The sequence below is a fragment of the Bacillus sp. SJ-10 genome (genome assembly GCF_002843505.1).
GTDB lineage: Bacteria > Bacillota > Bacilli > Bacillales > Bacillaceae > Bacillus > Bacillus velezensis.
Genome location: NZ_CP025258.1, coordinates 3,716,441 through 3,734,892 on the forward strand (window position 1 = coordinate 3,716,441; position 18,452 = coordinate 3,734,892).

Below are 18,452 nucleotides of genomic sequence, written 5' to 3' on the forward strand. Positions count from 1 at the left end.
TTCTAACAATGTTTCACCTGAAATTTACAGGAGGAACAGGCGCTCTTTACAAACATCCCCTACCATTAGACATGCAGACAAGATTAAAGGAGGACGAGTGAGAATGAGTCTATTTAAACAGGTTCGATCAAAACTTCTGCCGGCGGCAGCCGTATCCGTGCTGACAGCCGGTCTGATTGCGGGCGCGGGGCTTCAGCACTCCGAACAGGCTGCGGCAAAAAAACAGCCTGACAAAAACGAGATCAGAAACGTCATCTTCATGGTCGGCGACGGAATGGGCGCTCCCTATATGAACGCCTACCGTTCGGTCATTAACAAAGGAAAGCCTGCAGACGGCATGAAACTGACGGCATTCGACCCCAATCTCACCGGTATGATGATGACTTACCCTGACGATCCTGATTCCAATATTACCGATTCCGCGGCGGCAGGCACGGCAATGGCCACAGGCGTGAAAACGTATAACGCGGCGATCGGAGTCGATAAAAAAGGAAAGCGGATAAAATCCGTCCTCGAAGAAGCGAAACAAAGAGGCAAATCCACCGGACTTGTCGCAACTTCGGAGATTGCCCACGCCACTCCTGCGGCATTCGGAGCCCATAACAAATCCAGAAAAAATATGGATGACATCGCAAGCAGCTACTTTGATGACCGCATCAACGGAAAACAGAAAGTCGATGTGCTCCTCGGAGGCGGCAAATCAAACTTTATCCGTAAAGACCGCAATGTAACAAAGGATTTCAAAAAAGCGGGATACAGCTACGTTACATCAAAACAGGAGCTCAAAAAGGATCGTAACAAGAAGATTCTCGGCCTGTTTGCCGATGGCGGACTCGACAAAGCAATCGACCGCTCAAACGCCGTCCCTTCATTAGAAGACATGACAACGGCAGCGATCGACAGGCTGAACAAGAATAAAAAAGGGTTTTTCTTAATGGTCGAAGGCAGCCAAATTGACTGGGCGGGACATGACAATGATATAGTCGGCGCAATGAGTGAAATGAAGGATTTTGAAAAAGCGTATAAAGCAGCGATCGCATTTGCCAAAAAGGACAAACATACGCTTGTCGTTGCCACGGCCGATCATACCACCGGCGGATTGACGATCGGCGCGAATGACGATAAAAACTGGCATGTTGAACCGATTCTTGCCGCCAAAAAAACCCCGGCATTTATGGCTGACCAAATCAAAGCGGGCAAATCCGTATCTTCCGTGCTTGCGCGTTATACAGACCTGAAATGGTCAAAAGCTGAGATCAAACAGATCGAAACGGCCGCAAAACAGGATGCTGACAAGAGCATCTACAAAGCGATCATTAAGCTCTTTAATGCGAAAACCAACAGCGGCTGGACAACCGGCGATCATACGGGCGAAGAAGTTCCCGTTTACGCGTACGGTCCGGGAAGAGAGTCATTTACGGGGCTTTTAAACAACACGGACCAGGCCAAAAAGATCTTTCACATCCTGAAACACGGAAAATAAAAAAAGGATGCGGGGAAACTCCCGCATCCTTTCTTCTTTTACAGATATCTCCGGTGCACTCCTTTGCCGTCATAAGAAAACATCACTTCTCTGTCTTCAAGAACAGATTCGATGTGCACGCTCCTGCCCCACAGCTGGTACAGATACGGCAGCACTTTCTCCAAATATTTCAGATCAAGCTCAATTCCCTCATACCAATGTTTAATATAAAGCTCATTATTCTTCAGGTAATCCCCGTCATTGACGGTCAGATAAGGAAATCCCCCGTTGACCCGCATGTTCACGAGCTGGTCGCGCACGGCCTTCCATTCTTTGTCGATCACTTTATAGTCCCTGCCCTGCTTTTGGAATAAATACAAATCCTCACGCATCACGAGATCTTTCGTCAAATAATTGCGGATAAATGATATATCCGATTCAATTTCCCTGACCTCAAACATTTTCTCGCGGCCGGAACCGGGCTTTACTCCTGTTTTTTTCATTTCATCTGTCGGGTTGTCATAACGCTCTTCGATGTCTTCAAAAATTTTCAGCCCTAAATAATACGGGTTGATTCCCGTTTTTGACGGCTGAACGACGCCTGCGTTCAGCTTCGCAAATTCGATGGCTTCATCTGAAGTCAGGTCAAGCTCGCGGATAATCCGCTGATGCCAATAAGATGCCCAGCCTTCGTTCATGATTTTCGTTTCCAGCTGCGGCCAGAAATACAGCATTTCTTCTCTCATCATGGTTAAAATGTCACGCTGCCACGGTTCAAGCTCCCGCGAATGTTCTTCGATAAACAGCAGAATATCTTTTTCCGGCCGGGGCGGAAACGGTTTTTTCCCTTTTTTCTTTTTCACCTGCTTCGGCTTATCCATTCCCCATAAATCATCGTAAGGCGATGGCGCGGTTTCTTCTTCGTCCTCCTCTTCGTCATCGACGCTCCACAGCAGCTTCGGCCTGACGAGCGACGGATCGATATGCTCCTGAATCGCCAGAATGGCATCTAAAAAGGACTCCACCTCTTTTATCCCGTGCATTCTTTCATAATGCTTAATCCGCTCCGCCGCAGCCGCCATACTCTCAACCATGTCCCGGTTCGTATTTTGAAAGCGGCAGTTATGTTTGAAAAAATCACAATGGGCAAGAACATGGGCTACAATTAATTTATTTTGGATCAGCGAATTGCTGTCCAGCAAAAAAGCGTAGCAAGGGTTGGAATTAATGACAAGTTCATAAATTTTGCTCAAACCGAGATCATAATGGAGTTTCATCTTATGAAATTGTTTGCCGAAACTCCAGTGGCTGAATCTCGTCGGCATGCCGTACGCGCCGAATGTATAAATAATTTCAGCCGGGCAAATTTCATATCTCATCGGGTAGAAATCAAGGCCGAAACCCTTGGCAATGTCGGTTATTTCCTCAATTGCCCGCTGTAAACCTTTTGTCTCCTCCGCGTTCAACCGAATCCCCCCTACTTGGACTTATTTATAATGTATGACCCCTCCTCTCAAAAGATGAAATAACAGACCGGTTTCCGGCTGAAAACTTTCGGCACATCCGCCCCGTTTGCTTTATATGTAAGTGGGTAAAACACACACCATACCCAAAAAGAAAAGGAGCGATTCTACTTGAATACAGCAGACATGCTTACGACGTATCTCAGCAAACTCCCGAATCTGATCATTGCACTGCTCGTCCTGCTTATCGGCTGGGGCATTGCCAAAATCATTGAAAAAGCCGTATACAAAGGCCTGCAAAAAACAAAAATCGACGACAGGCTGTTCGCCGAAAAAAAGCCGGCGCGCTATTCCTCAGAAAAAGTCATCAGTAAAGTCATTTATTTTATCGCATTAATCATCGTTTTTATTCTATTCTTTAACATTCTGCATCTGACAACCGTGGCTTCGCCTTTTGTCAGCATGCTGTCAGCGATAACGGCGGCTGTGCCGAGCATTTTAAAAGCCGGCCTGATTCTGCTGTTGGGCTGGGCGGCCGCTTCGCTTTTCAGCTATCTCGTCAAAAAAGCGGGCATGAAACTCGCTGAAAACGGCCGGCTCAGAAAATGGACAATGGTGTCTGAAGAAGCGGAAATGAGCAGATCCGTTACGGCCGCTTCACGAATCGTTTTTTACTTCGTCTTGCTCTTGTTCCTGCCCGGCGTCTTGGCCGCTCTCCAAATCAGCGGAGTATCAGGGCCGTTTACAAATATGATCCAAAGCGTTTTGTCCTTTATACCGAAATTATTCGCCGCGGCGCTGATTGTTTTAATCGGCTGGCTTGTTGCCCGTCTCGTCCGTGATATCGTCACAAACTTTCTGGCGAGTATCGGCACGGAAAGGCTTGCCGCACGTATGGGGCTTTCTATTTATCTGAAGGATACAAGCCTGTCGGCAATCATCGGAACGATTGTCTACGTGCTGATTTTCATTCCGGTGATCATCTCTGCGCTTGACCGGCTTGATGTCGCGGGTATTTCTGAACCGGCGTCAGCCATGCTGCACACGGTCTTCACAATGCTCCCTAATATCATCATCGGTATTGTGCTGATCATCGCCGGCATCTGGATCGGAAAATGGGTCAACAGCATTGTATCCGGGCTCTTGCACCGGGCCGGTTTCGACTCTCTTCTCGGTAAAATGGGCTTTGAACAGGCGGGTACCCCGAAGCTGACGCTTTCTCAGACGGTCGGCATGATTGTTCAGATCATCATCGTCCTGCTCTTTACGGCAGAGGCGCTGCAGCTTGTCCATCTTGAATTTCTCGTCGTTATCGCAACAGGTATTATCGCTTACCTGCCTAATGTTCTGGCCGCTGTATTTATTCTCGGAATCGGGCTTTTGGCCGGACAGCTCGTCAGCAGGCTGCTTGCCGGCATGCTGAGCGGAAAGGAATTCAGATTCCTGGCGCCGCTTGCGAAATATACCATTATCACTCTTTCAATCTTTATGGCGCTGGATCAGCTCGGTGTCGCCGACACGATCGTAAATGCCGCGTTTATTCTGATTCTGGGCGGTTTCGCGCTTGCCTTCGGACTTTCATTCGGTCTTGGCGGAAAAGAATTCGCCTCCCGTTATCTCGCAAAATTGGATCGCAAAATTGAAAAACATCAATCGGCTGACGATCGTAAGCCGCCGATGTCTTAACGAAAAAAACGTGTGCTCAGAAGGAGCGCACGTTTTTTTTTTGAGTTAAAGGGACAAATTCCTTTTTTTTCATTTTAGATTCATATATGATAGACTGTAACAGAAGCAAAATCTCTTTTTTCGAGGTCATTCTATGAAATTAACGAACTATACTGATTATTCTTTACGCGTTTTGATTTTTTTGGCTTCCAGACATTCCGACGAACTTTCCAACATAAAAGAAATCGCAGATACTTATTCCATCTCTAAAAACCACCTCATGAAAGTCATTTACCGCCTCGGACAGCTCGGATATGTCGAAACGATCCGGGGCCGGGGAGGCGGAATCCGATTAGGAATGACACCGGAAGACATAAACATTGGAGAAGTCGTTCGAAATACAGAAGACGACTTTAACATCGTAGAATGCTTTGACTCCAAAAAAAATCTCTGTATCATATCTCCCGCCTGCAACTTAAAGAACCTTCTGAATGAAGCCCTGCAAGCTTACCTGGCCGTTTTAGACAAATATACGTTAAGGGATCTGGTCAAAAACAAAGAGGAGATTATGAGACTGCTCAGAAGCTGAAGGAATGTCCGCATTCCTTCTTTTTTTATGCCGGCATAAGAAAAAAGGACTATTTCTATTAATATGATAAACGATTGCAGACAAGTGCCGATATAAAGATTATCATTACTGATATCCTCACCTTGCGGCTGCAACGAATGGGGATAGTAAAATCATCGCAGGAAAAGGGAGATTCATTATGAAAAAAAAGGTAGCGGTCGGTTTGACTGCATCTGCGATCGTCGGGTCTGCGTTAGCTGTAACACCGGCAGAAGCACAAACGATTAAGGTTAAAAGCGGAGATTCATTATGGAAGCTTGCCCAAAACTACAATACAAGCGTGGATGCCATTACATCAGCGAATCATCTAAAATCCACCGTTCTTTCTATCGGGCAGACGCTCAACATTCCTAACGGCAAATCAGATTCCGGCAGCAAAAAGCCATCTTCAAAGAACAGCGGCACGACTAAAAGCGTTTATACAGTGAAAAGCGGCGACTCGCTGTGGCTGATCGCATCTGATTTTAAAATGTCCGTACAGGAACTGAAAAAATTGAACGGTCTGACAAGCGACTTAATCCGCGCCGGACAGAAGCTGCAAGTGACGGGGAAAGTTTCCTCAAGCACCGATCAGAAAAAAACCGCTCCTGGCAGCAGCTCAAACAGCAGCAAAAATCAGTCATCATCTTCCGGGACGTATAAAGTAAAACTCGGCGATTCCCTATGGAAGATCGCAAACAGCGTCAATATGACCATTGCGGAACTCAAAGTATTAAACAACTTAAAAACGGATACGATCTACGTAAACCAAGTCCTGAAAACAAAAGGAACGTCTTCTTCGGGAAACACGCCGTCAAAAGACAATTCAAACCAAAATAAAAACCAGACGCAAACGTCCTCTTATACAGTAAAAAGCGGAGACTCGCTCTGGAAAATCGCAAACGCATACAATATGACGGTTCAGCAAATCAGAAGCATCAACAAACTGACGTCAGACATGCTGCGGGTCGGACAAGTGCTTAAGCTGACCAAAACGTCATCTTCCGGCTCTTCGACTTCACCGTCAACTCCGAACCAGTCCGGAGATACAGGGAAAACCACTACATATACCGTGAAAAGCGGGGATTCTTTATGGGTGATCGCCCAAAAGTTCAATGTGACCGCCCAGCAGATCCGCGAGAAAAACAATCTGAAAACAGATGTTCTTCAAATCGGACAAAAGCTGACGATTACCGGGCAGCAGACAAACACGACACCGAATCAGTCCGGCAACACAGGCGGCACAGGTTCAACAAGTGCGAAGATTAATGTAATGATCGATGCCGCAAAAGCTCAACTGGGCGTACCGTATGTATGGGGCGGGACAACGCCGAGAGGCTTTGACTGCAGCGGTTTCATTTATTACGTTCTCAATAAGGTCACTTCTGTATCCAGACTTTCAGCCGCAGGCTACTGGAATACGATGACATCAGTCAGCCAGCCGGCGGTCGGTGACTTTGTCTTTTTCTCAACTTATAAAGCCGGACCTTCCCACGTCGGTATTTATCTCGGGAACGGCCAGTTTATTAATGCCAACGATTCGGGTGTCGTTATTTCCAGCATGAACAATTCCTATTGGAAACAGCGCTACCTCGGCGCAAAACGCTTCTTCTGATATCTGACAAGCTGTACGGCCTCAATTAGGCTGTGCAGCTTTTTTTATAGTCTGAAAATATTAATGCTGATCACGTGTTTTGTTACGGGGTGGAAATACACTTCAGCACGGGATGAAAACGTTTCTTTTGCTGTTTGCACCGTTACGCGAAACACATCTTTCGTCTGTTCCCGGTTCACTTTTGTACGGCCCATGTACGAATAATCGGTAAGCTCGGCCCCCTTGTATTCACGTTCAAGCTGGTTCCATGCGAGCTGCTCCCATTTTTCAACTGACGGATCGAGGTGTTCTGTATGCCCTTTTTCAGCGATCGAGGCAATGAGAATGCCGCAAAACAAGAGGGCAAGCGCAAATGGAAGAGATTTCATCTTTATGTTCTCCTGAGTCGTTTTTGTCAATCTTAGCGTGTCCAAAGAAGAGACGGATATGCGGTTTTATTTTATGTCTCCCTCATATTGCTATGCCGATGTGATAAGGACACCAACTTTTCCCCCGTTGCATCCGGGCTTCGACGGCATAAACTAACGGAGAACTTCTCATTGAAAGGAGAAGCGTAAGATGGATCATGCCGATTATGACAAAGCCTTGTATTACACACACCGGTCTCAATGGGACAATTTATTAATTTTGATGGTTCGTACAAAAGATGATTTATTATCAAAGCGTATTGAGCACTTTCTGCACGCGTATCATTTCGAATATGATCATGCGGTGCTTGAAAAAGAGCTGTATTCCCTTCTCGGGTATATTGATCATGCGACAGAGCTCGCTTATGAAGATCAATTAGCCATGCTGACATAAAACAATCCCGGCGTCAGACGCCGGGATTTCCTGTGTTTGTGAACATATTCAGCTCTTCAATCATGTCTTTCAGGCTGACCGCCATATCCTCAGATACGGTCCGGCGCTCCATGTCGATGTGAATCGGGTCTAAGACCAGCTGTTTCGGGATGACATTTGCATAGACGCCCCGCATGACCGTCCGCATATTCGCCAGCGCGTTCATGCCTCCTTTTCCTCCGCCCGCCGCGGCAATGATTGCCACCGGTTTGTATGCCCAGTGATCGCTGCTTAAAAAATCGATGGCGTTTTTTAAAGCGCCGCTCATGCCGCTGTGATACTCGGGAGATAATAAGACGACGGCCGCCGACTTTTTCACCTGCCGCCTTAACTCTTGCACTGAAGGCAGCTCGTTCTGTTCTTCTTCACCGTTATAAAGCGGCAGTTCACTTTCGCTCAAATCAATAAAATCGGTATGAAACCGATCTCTGATATAAGAAGCGGCAATTCTAGTCCGCCCGTTTTTTCTCGGTGTTCCGCTGATCACTAATATGCTCATAATTTTACCGCCTTTCCAAAAACATTATATTTTACCGCATACAATGCCGCCTGCGTCCGATCGGAAAGATTCAGCTTTGAGAGCAGGTTAGATACGTGGGTCTTCACTGTTTTTTCGGAAATACACAGTGCCGCCGCAATTTCCTTATTGCTTTTCCCTTTGGATATTTCTTGAAGAACATCTTTTTCACGGGGGGTCAGCTGATAATATTTTTCCTTATCCTGATCATCCTGAACCATATGGGTCAGCACGTGAGGCACAATATCCGCCGACAGCCGGTAACGTCCGGAATACACTTCCCGGAGCGTTTTCACTAAATCATCGGGCTGGGCGTCTTTCAGCTGATATGCTTTTGCGCCGGCTTTAAGGGCGGGAATGACATGCTCCTGATCAGAATAGCTCGTCAAAACGACGATACTGATGTCCGGAAATCGTTCAGCCGCAATTTTTGCCGCTTCTATGCCGTCCATATCAGGCATTGATAAATCCATCAGAATGATGTCCGGCTCCGTCTTTTCAGCTTGCTGAAGCGCTTCAGCACCGGTGGATGCCTCACCGACAACTTCAATGTCTTCCTGAGTGGCGAAGAAATAGCGCAGTCCTTTGCGGACAACGTGATGATCATCAGCAATCACAATTTTCATCAATCAGACCTCCTGTCCCGAAACGGAAGCCGAACGGAGACAATCGTTCCGGCGCCAAGCTCGGATTGTAGTGTAAAGCGGCCTCCGATCGCTTCAGCCCGCGCTTTCATGCCGGCCACGCCGAGCGATGGGAGCACAGCGTGCGCATCAGCGCTGAAGCCCGCTCCACGGTCGCTGATGTGAAGCTCAGCGCAATCCGGCTTTTTAACGGCGGAAATGATAACCCGGTCCGTTCCCGCATGCTTTTTACAGTTATTCAAGGCTTCCTGGGCGATCCGCCAAAGCGCGTGTTCCTGTTCATCCGTAAGCTCCAGCTCATCCTCCATTTCACAAACGGCTTCCAGGCCGATAAGAGCGGCATAGCTTTTGATCGACGCATACAGCCCTTTCGTCAAACTTTCCGGCTTCAGCTGCCAAATAAGCGCCCTCATTTCTGTTAGCGCATCCTGAGACAGCTCTTGAATAAACGTAATCATCTGCCGGAGTCGATCATCATCTGTAAAGCTCTTTGCGGCTTTTGCCGTTAAGCTGACAGAAAACAGCATCTGATTGACGGAATCATGCAGCTCTTGCGCAAGTCTGCTTCGTTCCATCAACAGGGCGTTCTGCTGCTCAAATTCGGCCAATTTCATCCGCTGAATCGCCGTTCCGATTTGAAATGCAACCGCTTCAAGCAGATGCAGTTCTTCTTCGTTGAAAAATGTCTTTTCGCTTGCGGCGACGTTTAATAAACCGAACTTCCGGCCGCCGTCCTCAAGCGGTACAGTCGCATGATGGGTAATGCCCTCCGTATCGCGGCAGTTCGTCGTCTGTTCCGCAAATTCAATCCGTTTACAATTCATTATGTTTACGGCTTTTGTCAATCCGCCATTGCTGAATTTGGTCAGACAATAGCATTCCCCGCTGCACATGAGTGCATTTTCCCGCTGACCGAGAGCCGGCGGTAAATAAGCGGATGCGGCGAGCGTATAAGACCCGTCCGGCTCAATCAGAAAAATCCACCCTGTCTGCAGCCCGGTCAGGCTGAGCAGTTCGCGGAGCACTTTATCAAGCGCTTCCTTTAAATCGTGGCTTTGGTTTAAGGTTTCCGCAATCGCTTTTAACGTTTTTAACGTTTCTACCGTCGTTTTCGTCAATTTCCCTCACTCCGGCCAATCAGAATTATCCATATTATATCAATTCTTTTCTGTATATTCCTTTGTTTTCAGCATGAATTTTCCTCATACTTTCGGATGAGACGTAAAAAAACCGCCGGATGTCGCTTCCGGCGGTTGTTGTTTATTTCGTATTTTCCACTATGCCATCCACCGTTTTCATGACGGCTTCAGATAATGCGGCAAGACGCTGTTCGCTGTCTTGTAAAGAAGTTCCCTTCACGGCGAAATAGAACTTCACTTTCGGCTCCGTTCCCGATGGACGAAGGCAGAACCAAGAGCCGTCTTCAAGGAAATATTTCAGGACATTTGACTTCGGAAGATCAATATCTTCTTCACGATGATCGGCAAATACAGTCCGTTTTCCCGTTGAATAGTCTTCAGCCTGCGTGATTTGTTTTCCGGCCATCTGCTTCGGCGGATCGTTTCGGAATGAAGTCAGGATAGCGGAAATCTGCTCTGCTCCCTGTTTTCCTTTTAACGTCAATGACTTCAAACCTTCACGGTAATAACCGTATTCTTTAAAAATGGACAGCAGCGCGTCATAAAGCGACATGCCCTGCTTTTTATAAAAGGCGCATACCTCGACGGCTAACAGCGCAGCCTGGATCGCGTCTTTGTCACGCGCGAAATCGCCGATTAAGTAGCCGTAGCTTTCTTCATACCCGAACTGGAACGTGTATTGGCCTGATTTTTCATATTCTTTGATCTTTTCACCGATAAATTTGAAGCCTGTCAGCGTGTCAATCGTATCTAACCCGAACGATGAAGCGACGGAGCGGCCCAATTCGCTCGTGACAATCGTTTTCATGACGACACCGTTTTCAGGAAGGGTGCCCTGTTTTTTCTTCTCGGAAAGCAGGTAATGCAATAAAAGCGCGCCTGTCTGATTTCCCGTCAGCACTGTGTACTTGCCTTCGCTGTTTTTTACGGCAATGCCGAGACGGTCGGCATCCGGGTCCGTAGCGACGAGAATATCGGCATTTTGTTCTTCTCCGAGTTTAATGGCATATTCGAATGCCGCGTGCTCTTCCGGATTCGGCGATTTGACGGTTGAAAAATCCGGGTCCGGCAGCTCTTGCTCCTTTACGACGGTGACGTTTTTGTAACCGAGTGCTTCAAGACCGCGGCGTACCGGTTTATTTGCCGTGCCGTGCAGCGGAGTGAACACGACGCTGACATCCACTTCATCCGAAAGCTCGGGATGTACGGAGATGGAAGTCAGTTTTTCAGTATACGGTTTATCAATTTCTTCACCGATTATTTTAATCAAACCTTTTTCTTTCAGCGACTGTTCATCTTCAACTTGAATCGTTAATTCATTTTCTATGGCATTCACTTCCGCAATGACGATGTCCGCTTCTTTCGGCGGCAGCTGTGCGCCGTCATCGCCATACACTTTATATCCGTTATATTCAGGCGGGTTATGGCTGGCCGTCACGACGATACCGGCATAAGCGTTCAGCTTTCTCACCGCAAAAGACAGCTCAGGCGTCGGGCGGAGCTCATCAAATACGTATGTTTGAATGCCTTGGGAAGCAAGGGTTTTTGCAGCTTCCATCGCAAACTCAGGAGATTTATGACGGGAGTCGTATGCGATCGCAACCCCTCTTTTTTTCGCGTCTTCTCCCTGTTTTTCGATATACGCCGCAAGTCCGGCGGATGCTTTGCGGACCGTGTAAATATTCATCCTGTTCGTACCCGGCCCGATTTCTCCTCTCATGCCTCCTGTTCCGAACTCAAGATTTTTGTAGAAAAAATCTTCCAGCAGCTGCTCGTTTCCTTCTGCGTCCGCCAATAATTTTTTCAATTCTGAATCTAATTGTTCGGCCTGATTCCAGCGTTCGTAGCTCTTACTCCAACTCATGTTCGTCCTCCTATAATTTCAGCTTATGACCATATTTTAATATGAATCGGCTGCCCGTGTCACTTGATAACCTAACCAAATGCTTTATGTAAGAAGATAAAAGAAGGGCTCATGCCTTTTCGGCACAGCCCTCCGGTTATTATTGTTCGAGCGGAACAACCGCGTCGTGCAGCAGCGTATTTAACCACTCAGTGTGTTTTTCTTTCGTTTCGTCATTCCATTGGAATCGGTCGCTCATGTAATCAATCACGGCCGTTTTATACGTTTGCACCCATTTGATGTCGAAGAACAGTCTTCCCGTTCTGCGGACGAAGAAATCGGCAGGTGTCGCAGCCATTTCTTCTTCGATGCTGTAAGCCGCTTCAGCCAGAATGTGAACCGGAATCTGGCGTTTTTCCGCTTCGTCTTTCAGACCTTCAATCCGGCTGAATACATTTTCAACGTTAGAGCCGTATCTGATGGCTAACTGCTTAGCGGTTTCCTGTGATAAACCGATTTTCAAGCCGTCTTTTGTCTTTGCTTCCACAAATGACTCGAAGTTTTTAGAGCCCCCGACATGTCCGCCGGAAATCGGCATCGTCTTCGTCTTGCAGCCGCCGAAGTCCTGGCCGCCCTCTTCTTTCAAGCGGTCGCGGACAAGATCGACAATGTGCTCAGCCATTTTACGGTAGCCCGTCAGTTTTCCTCCGGCGATCGTAATCAGGCCTGATTGAGATGTCCAGATTTCATCTTTACGGGAGATCTCAGACGGGTCTTTCCCTTCTTCGTGAATAAGCGGTCTGAGGCCGGCCCAGCTTGATTCAATATCGTCCGCCGTAATGTTCAGTTCCGGGAACATATAATTGATGGAGCTGACGACATAATCGCGATCCTGCACCGTCATGCGCGGATGCTCAAGTTTTTGTTTGTAAACCGTATCGGTCGTACCCACGTATGTTTTTCCTTCACGCGGAATGGCGAACACCATCCGGCCGTCCGGCGTATCAAAGTATACCGCCTGTTTAAGCGGGAATACGGATTGGTCGAATACGAGATGGACCCCTTTTGTGTGCTGAAGATGTTTTCCGCTTTTACTGTGGTCTTTTTCTCTCAGCTCGTCGACCCACGGACCTGTCGCATTGACGATTTTTTTGGCGTAAACTTTGTATTCCTTGCCTGACAGCAGATCTTCAATTAAAACGCCGACAACTTTTCCTTTTTCATAAAGCAGTTCTTTCACTTTAGAGTAGTTGACAGGCTCCGCACCGAATTTAACGGCTTCTTTCATGACTTCAATCGTCAGTCTCGCATCGTCCGTCCGGTACTCTACATAATAGCCTCCGCCTTTTAAGCCGTCTTTTTTGACGAGCGGCTCTTTTTGCAGCGTTTCTTTAGCAGACAGCATGCTTCTGCGCTCTGATTTTTTTACTCCCGCTAAATAGTCATACACACGCAGGCCGATGGAAGTAGAGAATGAACCGAACGTGCCGCCTTTATGAAACGGCAGCAGCATCCATTCCGGCGTCGTGACGTGCGGGCCGTTTTCGTACACGATGGCACGTTCCTTACCGACTTCTGCAACCATTTTGACTTCAAATTGCTTCAGATAACGCAAACCGCCGTGGACAAGCTTTGTGGATCGGCTTGATGTGCCGGCCGCGAAATCCTGCATTTCGCTCAAAGCGACTTTCATTCCCCTTGAAGCTGCGTCAAGCGCCGTACCGGCACCCGTAATACCTCCGCCTATAATAAACAGATCGTATGTTTTTTTAGTCATGTCTTCCAGCATATGATCCCGTTCCAAACTTGAAAATTGGTGATTCATCATTACGTTTCCTCCTTGTTGTCACGGTATAGAAAAAGAGACCACAACAGCCAAAGCGCATGTCATCACTTTGGTGCTGTGGTCTCTCCTCATCTCAGGACCGTTCCTATTAACTTGTTTTCAGTATACCACATTTTTATCTTATTTAAAAGCCATAGCTGCATTTACTGCTTTTTTCCATCCGCCGTACAATTCTTCGCGCTTTTCATCTTCCATTTCCGGTTTGAATTGCTTATCAAGGTTCCACTGATCGGCGATTTCAGTGCTGTCCTTCCAGTATCCGACAGCGATTCCGGCCAAATACGCGGCACCGAGCGCCGTCGTTTCATTAATTTCCGGACGTTCGACCGGCACATCAAGCAAGTCGCTTTGGAACTGCATGAGGAAGTTATTTTTTACCGCTCCGCCGTCTACACGCAATGTTTTTAAAGAGATGCCTGAATCAGCCTCCATGGCATCAAGCACATCTTTCGCCTGATAAGCGAGAGATTCAAGCGTAGCCCGGATGAAATGCTCCTTCGTCGTTCCGCGTGTCAGGCCGAAAACTGAGCCGCGCACGTCACTGTCCCAGTACGGTGTGCCTAATCCGACGAAAGCGGGCACGACATAAACACCGTCAGCGGAATCCACGCGCTCTGCGTATGTCTCGCTTTCTTTTGAATCCTGGAACATCCGCATGCCGTCTCTCAGCCATTGGATGGCAGAACCTGCGACAAAGATGCTTCCTTCCAGTGCATACTCGACTTTTCCGTCTAATCCCCAGGCGATTGTCGTCAGAAGGCCGTGATCAGAAGTGATGGCTTTTTCTCCGGTATTCATCAGCATAAAGCAGCCTGTGCCGTATGTGTTTTTCCCCATGCCTTCTTCAAAGCACGCCTGGCCGAACAGCGCTGACTGCTGGTCTCCCGCCGCTCCCGCAATCGGAATGTTTTTACCGAAGAAATGATAATCAACCGTTTTCGCGTACACATGAGAAGACGGTTTCACTTCCGGCAGCATTGATTTCGGCACGCCTAAAATATCAAGCAGCTCGTCATCCCATTTTAATTCATGAATATTAAACATCAGCGTTCTTGAAGCGTTGGAATAATCCGTTACGTGCGCCGCCCCTCCGGACATTTTCCAGATGAGCCATGAATCAATCGTTCCGAACAGAAGATTTCCGTTTTCCGCTTTTTCCCGCGCGCCTTCTACATTGTCAAGAATCCATTTGACTTTCGTTCCTGAGAAATAAGGGTCGATCAAAAGTCCCGTTTTTTCTCTGAATGTATCATTATATCCTTTTTCACGAAGCTCTTCGCAAATGCCGGATGTTTGTCTCGATTGCCACACAATCGCATTGTATACCGGCTTTCCGGTATCTTTATCCCATACGACCGTCGTTTCCCTTTGGTTCGTGATGCCGATGCCGGCAATTTGATCAGCGCTGATTCCGGACTCGGAGATCACAGTCGCGATAACGGCGAGCACCGATCCCCAGATTTCGTTCGCATTGTGCTCCACCCAGCCCGGCTGAGGGAAATGCTGTGTGAATTCCTTTTGAGCGGAATGCACGATTTTTCCTTCTTTATTAAAAAGAATCGCTCTTGAACTTGTTGTGCCTTGGTCAATTGATAAAATATAGGTCTCCATGATGCCGCTCTCCTTTTTAAATATATTCAGAATTTGATAATATTTTCCGTGATTGAGATTTCTTGGTATAAATATAGAGTATGAAAAGCACTACAACCATTATAACGCTTACAAACCAAAAGCTAGGTGTCACATTTCCTTTAAACGCAGCATTGTAAAATACGCCGCCGAACGCACCGCCCATGATCGGACCGACTACGGGAATCCAGGCATATTTCCAATTTGACGGCCCTTTTTTCGGAATCGGCAGAAAGGCGTGAGCGATTCTCGGCCCCAAATCCCGCGCAGGGTTGATCGCATATCCGGTCGTCCCTCCAAGAGAAATCCCGATGGCAACGATGAGGAATCCGACAATCAGCGGGTTCAGCCCTTTTGTAAATTCATTCGCTCCGATTGCCAAAATGCCGAGCACAAGCACAAACGTACCAATGACTTCACTTATCATATTCCCAAATGTATGAGGAATACTCGGGCCGGTCGAGAAAACGCCCAGTTTAGCGGCCGGATCATCCGTCGCCTTCCAATGCGGCAGATAATGAAGGTACACAACAACCGCACCGATCATTGCTCCGATCATCTGCCCCGCAATATAAACAGGGACCTCTTTCCAAGGAAAGCTGCCTTCAAGCGCAAGGCCTATCGTTAAAGCCGGATTCAAGTGGGCGCCGCTGATACTGCCGACGGCATATGCCGCCATGGCTACTCCCAATCCCCAGCCGAATACAATAACAATCCATCCGGATTGGTATGAAAGCGATTTCTTTAAATTGACTCCCGCACAAACGCCGCCGCCGAAAATAACAAGCAGCATTGTACCGATTACTTCTCCCCAAAATGCTGTCATCATCATTCCTCCTAAATGACAAAATAGCAGGTTTGACAGAGTTATAGAGAATAAAAAACCCACAACAAACCGCTTTACGCTTTATTGCTTCCGTAAAGAGCTGTTGTGGGTCTCCGGGTCTCCATCACATAGTATTAACCTAGGTCTATTGTAACAATGGGTGTAAGCGGTGTCAATCTTTTTTTGTCATAGAATGTTCATATTTAGCCCATAGTTCGGTGTCTGAAGTCGTCACGGCTGTGGCTCCTGCCTGCAAGGCGTTTTCAACGTCCTGCTCCGTGCGGATGAAGCCGCCGGCAAAAATCGGAATCCCCGTCATTTCTTTAATTTCTCTGATTAAAGTCGGAACGATGCCCGGGAGAACCTCGATAAAGTCAGGCTTATGCTTTCCGACGAATTCCATGCTTTTCTCCATGGCGCTCGTATCCAAGAGAAACAGACGCTGGATCGCGTATATTTTCTTTTGTTTCGCTTTGACGATGACTGATGATCTCGTCGAAATGATACCCGCGGGCCGGATATCCTGACAAATAAACTCCGCACCGTATTCGTCATGCTTAATGCCGTGAATTAAATCGACGTGAACCATCAGAAGTTTTCCGTGTTTTTTCGCTTCATTCACGACACCTTTTAATTGACCGAGGTGGATATCTAAAATGACGCCGTATAAGAACGGACTTTCTAAAAATGCATCGAATTGCTTCATGTTCCGGATTGCCGGTAGAATCTGCTGGTTGTGAAAACTCATGTTTTACTCCTTTACATTAAAAATCAATGCTCAGCACGCTTTCCTTGACGGTCGAAATGATGAAAGAGAGCTCCTCGTCCGACAGGCAAAAAGGCGGAGACAGCTGAATGACATTATTATATCCCGCTACAGTATCGCCATTTTTCCCGACAAGCAGGCCTTTTTCTCTGCAGGCGGTGATGACGTGCTGCACAAGGGCGGCATCAGCGGGTTCCTTCGTGACTTTGTCCTTGACGAGCTCAATGCCGGCAAGAAGGCCCTTGCCCCGTACATCTCCGACCGCCGGATGTTCTCTGAGCGGCTCAAGCTCACGGAGCAGCCTTTCTCCAAGCTCACGGGAGCGGGCGATCAGATTTTCGTCCTCCATCAATTGCAGGTTTTTCAAAGCCAGGGCGCAGGCTGCCGGATTGCCTCCGAATGTATTCACATGCCGGAAGCGGCCGTACGGCTCACCGCCCGAATACGCCTCAAAAATCTCCCGTTTTACTGCCGTTGCCGACAGCGGCAGATAAGCGCTCGTAATGCCTTTTGCCATTGTGACGATGTCCGGTGAAACGCCGTAATGCTGAAATCCGAACGGCTCTCCCGTGCGGCCGAAACCGCAAATGACTTCATCACTGATCAGAAGCGCGCCGTGGCGGCGGCAAATGTCCTCTACCTTTGCCATATACCCGTCCGGAGGCATCAGTATCCCTCCGCCTGTAATAATCGGTTCCATAATAACGCCGGCAATCGTTTCGCTTAACTCCCACGTCATGATCCGGTCGATTTCATGCGCGCTTTCCAATGTGACGGCATCTCCCGGATTCCGATAAAGATCAGGCGGCGCCGCATGCAAAAAACCTTGTGAGAGCGGCTCATATTTATATTTTCTCTGCGCCTGGCCGGTAGCGGCGAGCGCCCCCATCGTATTGCCGTGATAGCCTCTGTACCGGGAGATGAATTTGAAGCGGCTGTGATCGCCGTTTTCAATGTGGTATTGGCGGGCAATTTTGAACGCGGTTTCATTTGCTTCCGATCCGCTGTTGGAAAAGAAGATCACATAATCGCCGCCGAGCCATTCATTCAGTTTTTCCGCAAGCTCAATCGCGGGTTGATGGCTTTGGGTCAGCGGATAATAAGGAAGCTCCTTCAATTGGCTGTAAGCCGCATCGGCAAGCTCCTTTCTCCCGTATCCGATATTGACGCACCACAGGCCTGACATGCCGTCCAAATACCGTCTGCCGTCAATATCCGTAACCCAGGCGCCTTCCCCTTTTTGAACGATTATGCTGTCATCCGGCTCCGCCCCTTTCATCGCGTGCCAAATCAGCTCTTTATCCTTTTGTTTGAGTGACTGATTTTTTTGTACATGTTCCACACCGCTCATCTCCCTTTCAATATCATTGCACTGTATCGAAAGCTGCCCGGCTTCTGACGCCGATTCTCTTGGTGAAGTTTTCCTCTTAATAAGAATATAAAGGCGCGGCATGGGCGAGTCAATAAAGCGGCGGCAATTAAAAAAACGCTTTCTCCCAGAAAGCGAAAGAGCTACAAGAGCATATCCCGAAACCGGGGCCGGCGCAAGTGTTTTTATAAAAAAACCCGCACCTTAAGCGGAGCGGGCGT

16 protein-coding genes are annotated in these 18,452 nt (G+C 47.8%); 5 read left to right on the forward strand and 11 right to left on the reverse strand.

The window, feature by feature from the left end; translation table 11 throughout:
- The first annotated feature begins 103 nt into the window (after nucleotides 1-103).
- Nucleotides 104-1,483 carry an alkaline phosphatase PhoA gene (locus CXL14_RS18355; RefSeq protein WP_014417293.1) on the forward strand — a complete coding sequence of 460 codons (1,380 nt, stop codon included), beginning with the start codon at nucleotides 104-106 and terminating at the stop codon, nucleotides 1,481-1,483.
- 38 nt (nucleotides 1,484-1,521) lie between these two features.
- Here the strand turns inward: CXL14_RS18355 and CXL14_RS18360 are convergent, their stop codons facing one another.
- Nucleotides 1,522-2,928: a SpoVR family protein gene (locus tag CXL14_RS18360; RefSeq protein WP_014417292.1), complete on the reverse strand. Its 1,407-nt coding sequence runs from the start codon at nucleotides 2,926-2,928 to the stop codon at nucleotides 1,522-1,524.
- A gap of 168 nt (nucleotides 2,929-3,096) precedes the next feature.
- On the opposite strand from CXL14_RS18360, the gene CXL14_RS18365 reads away from it, so the two are divergent.
- From CXL14_RS18365 to CXL14_RS18375, 3 genes are all read left to right on the forward strand, one after another.
- Complete coding sequence (locus tag CXL14_RS18365; protein ID WP_014417291.1) at nucleotides 3,097-4,611, forward strand: mechanosensitive ion channel; 1,515 nt, start codon at nucleotides 3,097-3,099, stop codon at nucleotides 4,609-4,611.
- 133 nt (nucleotides 4,612-4,744) lie between these two features.
- Nucleotides 4,745-5,179 carry a nitric oxide-sensing transcriptional repressor NsrR gene (gene nsrR, locus CXL14_RS18370; protein ID WP_007610306.1) on the forward strand — a complete coding sequence of 145 codons (435 nt, stop codon included), beginning with the start codon at nucleotides 4,745-4,747 and terminating at the stop codon, nucleotides 5,177-5,179.
- A gap of 178 nt (nucleotides 5,180-5,357) precedes the next feature.
- A complete protein-coding gene (locus CXL14_RS18375; RefSeq protein WP_014417290.1) occupies nucleotides 5,358-6,812 on the forward strand; it encodes a peptidoglycan endopeptidase LytF in 1,455 nt (484 codons plus the stop codon).
- 44 nt (nucleotides 6,813-6,856) lie between these two features.
- Here CXL14_RS18375 and CXL14_RS18380 read toward each other — a convergent pair whose 3' ends face one another.
- Nucleotides 6,857-7,180, reverse strand: coding sequence for a DUF3889 domain-containing protein (locus CXL14_RS18380; RefSeq protein WP_003155332.1), 324 nt, complete (start codon nucleotides 7,178-7,180; stop codon nucleotides 6,857-6,859).
- Nucleotides 7,181-7,370: 190 nt separating this feature from the next.
- Between CXL14_RS18380 and CXL14_RS18385 the strand changes: the two genes are divergently transcribed.
- Nucleotides 7,371-7,613, forward strand: coding sequence for a YhdB family protein (locus tag CXL14_RS18385; protein ID WP_003155335.1), 243 nt, complete (start codon nucleotides 7,371-7,373; stop codon nucleotides 7,611-7,613).
- 13 nt (nucleotides 7,614-7,626) lie between these two features.
- Here CXL14_RS18385 and CXL14_RS18390 read toward each other — a convergent pair whose 3' ends face one another.
- The 9 genes from CXL14_RS18390 to CXL14_RS18430 form a co-directional block, all read right to left on the reverse strand.
- Nucleotides 7,627-8,151 (reverse strand): NADPH-dependent FMN reductase, encoded by a 525-nt coding sequence (locus CXL14_RS18390; RefSeq protein ID WP_014417289.1) that lies wholly within the window; start codon nucleotides 8,149-8,151, stop codon nucleotides 7,627-7,629.
- Entirely contained in the window at nucleotides 8,148-8,795 is a 648-nt protein-coding gene (locus tag CXL14_RS18395) for a response regulator (RefSeq protein WP_014417288.1), read from the reverse strand. The genes CXL14_RS18390 and CXL14_RS18395 overlap by 4 nt, the downstream gene beginning before the upstream one ends.
- A complete protein-coding gene (locus CXL14_RS18400) occupies nucleotides 8,795-9,931 on the reverse strand; it encodes a GAF domain-containing sensor histidine kinase (RefSeq protein WP_014417287.1) in 1,137 nt (378 codons plus the stop codon). Before CXL14_RS18400 ends, CXL14_RS18395 begins: the two co-directional genes overlap by 1 nt.
- A gap of 142 nt (nucleotides 9,932-10,073) precedes the next feature.
- Nucleotides 10,074-11,816 (reverse strand): phospho-sugar mutase, encoded by a 1,743-nt coding sequence (locus tag CXL14_RS18405; protein ID WP_088056542.1) that lies wholly within the window; start codon nucleotides 11,814-11,816, stop codon nucleotides 10,074-10,076.
- Nucleotides 11,817-11,955: 139 nt separating this feature from the next.
- Complete coding sequence (gene glpD / locus CXL14_RS18410) at nucleotides 11,956-13,623, reverse strand: glycerol-3-phosphate dehydrogenase (protein WP_003155341.1); 1,668 nt, start codon at nucleotides 13,621-13,623, stop codon at nucleotides 11,956-11,958.
- 138 nt (nucleotides 13,624-13,761) lie between these two features.
- Nucleotides 13,762-15,252 (reverse strand): glycerol kinase GlpK, encoded by a 1,491-nt coding sequence (glpK, locus tag CXL14_RS18415; protein WP_014417284.1) that lies wholly within the window; start codon nucleotides 15,250-15,252, stop codon nucleotides 13,762-13,764.
- Between the two features lie 16 nt (nucleotides 15,253-15,268).
- Nucleotides 15,269-16,096 carry an MIP/aquaporin family protein gene (locus CXL14_RS18420; protein WP_021494903.1) on the reverse strand — a complete coding sequence of 276 codons (828 nt, stop codon included), beginning with the start codon at nucleotides 16,094-16,096 and terminating at the stop codon, nucleotides 15,269-15,271.
- A 172-nt stretch (nucleotides 16,097-16,268) separates the two neighbouring features.
- The gene (locus CXL14_RS18425) at nucleotides 16,269-16,844 is read right to left on the reverse strand and encodes a glycerol-3-phosphate responsive antiterminator (RefSeq protein ID WP_007610287.1); all 576 of its coding nucleotides are present in this window, start codon (nucleotides 16,842-16,844) and stop codon (nucleotides 16,269-16,271) included.
- A 16-nt stretch (nucleotides 16,845-16,860) separates the two neighbouring features.
- The gene (locus tag CXL14_RS18430) at nucleotides 16,861-18,213 is read right to left on the reverse strand and encodes an aspartate aminotransferase family protein (RefSeq protein ID WP_088056574.1); all 1,353 of its coding nucleotides are present in this window, start codon (nucleotides 18,211-18,213) and stop codon (nucleotides 16,861-16,863) included.
- Nucleotides 18,214-18,452: the final 239 nt, after the last annotated feature.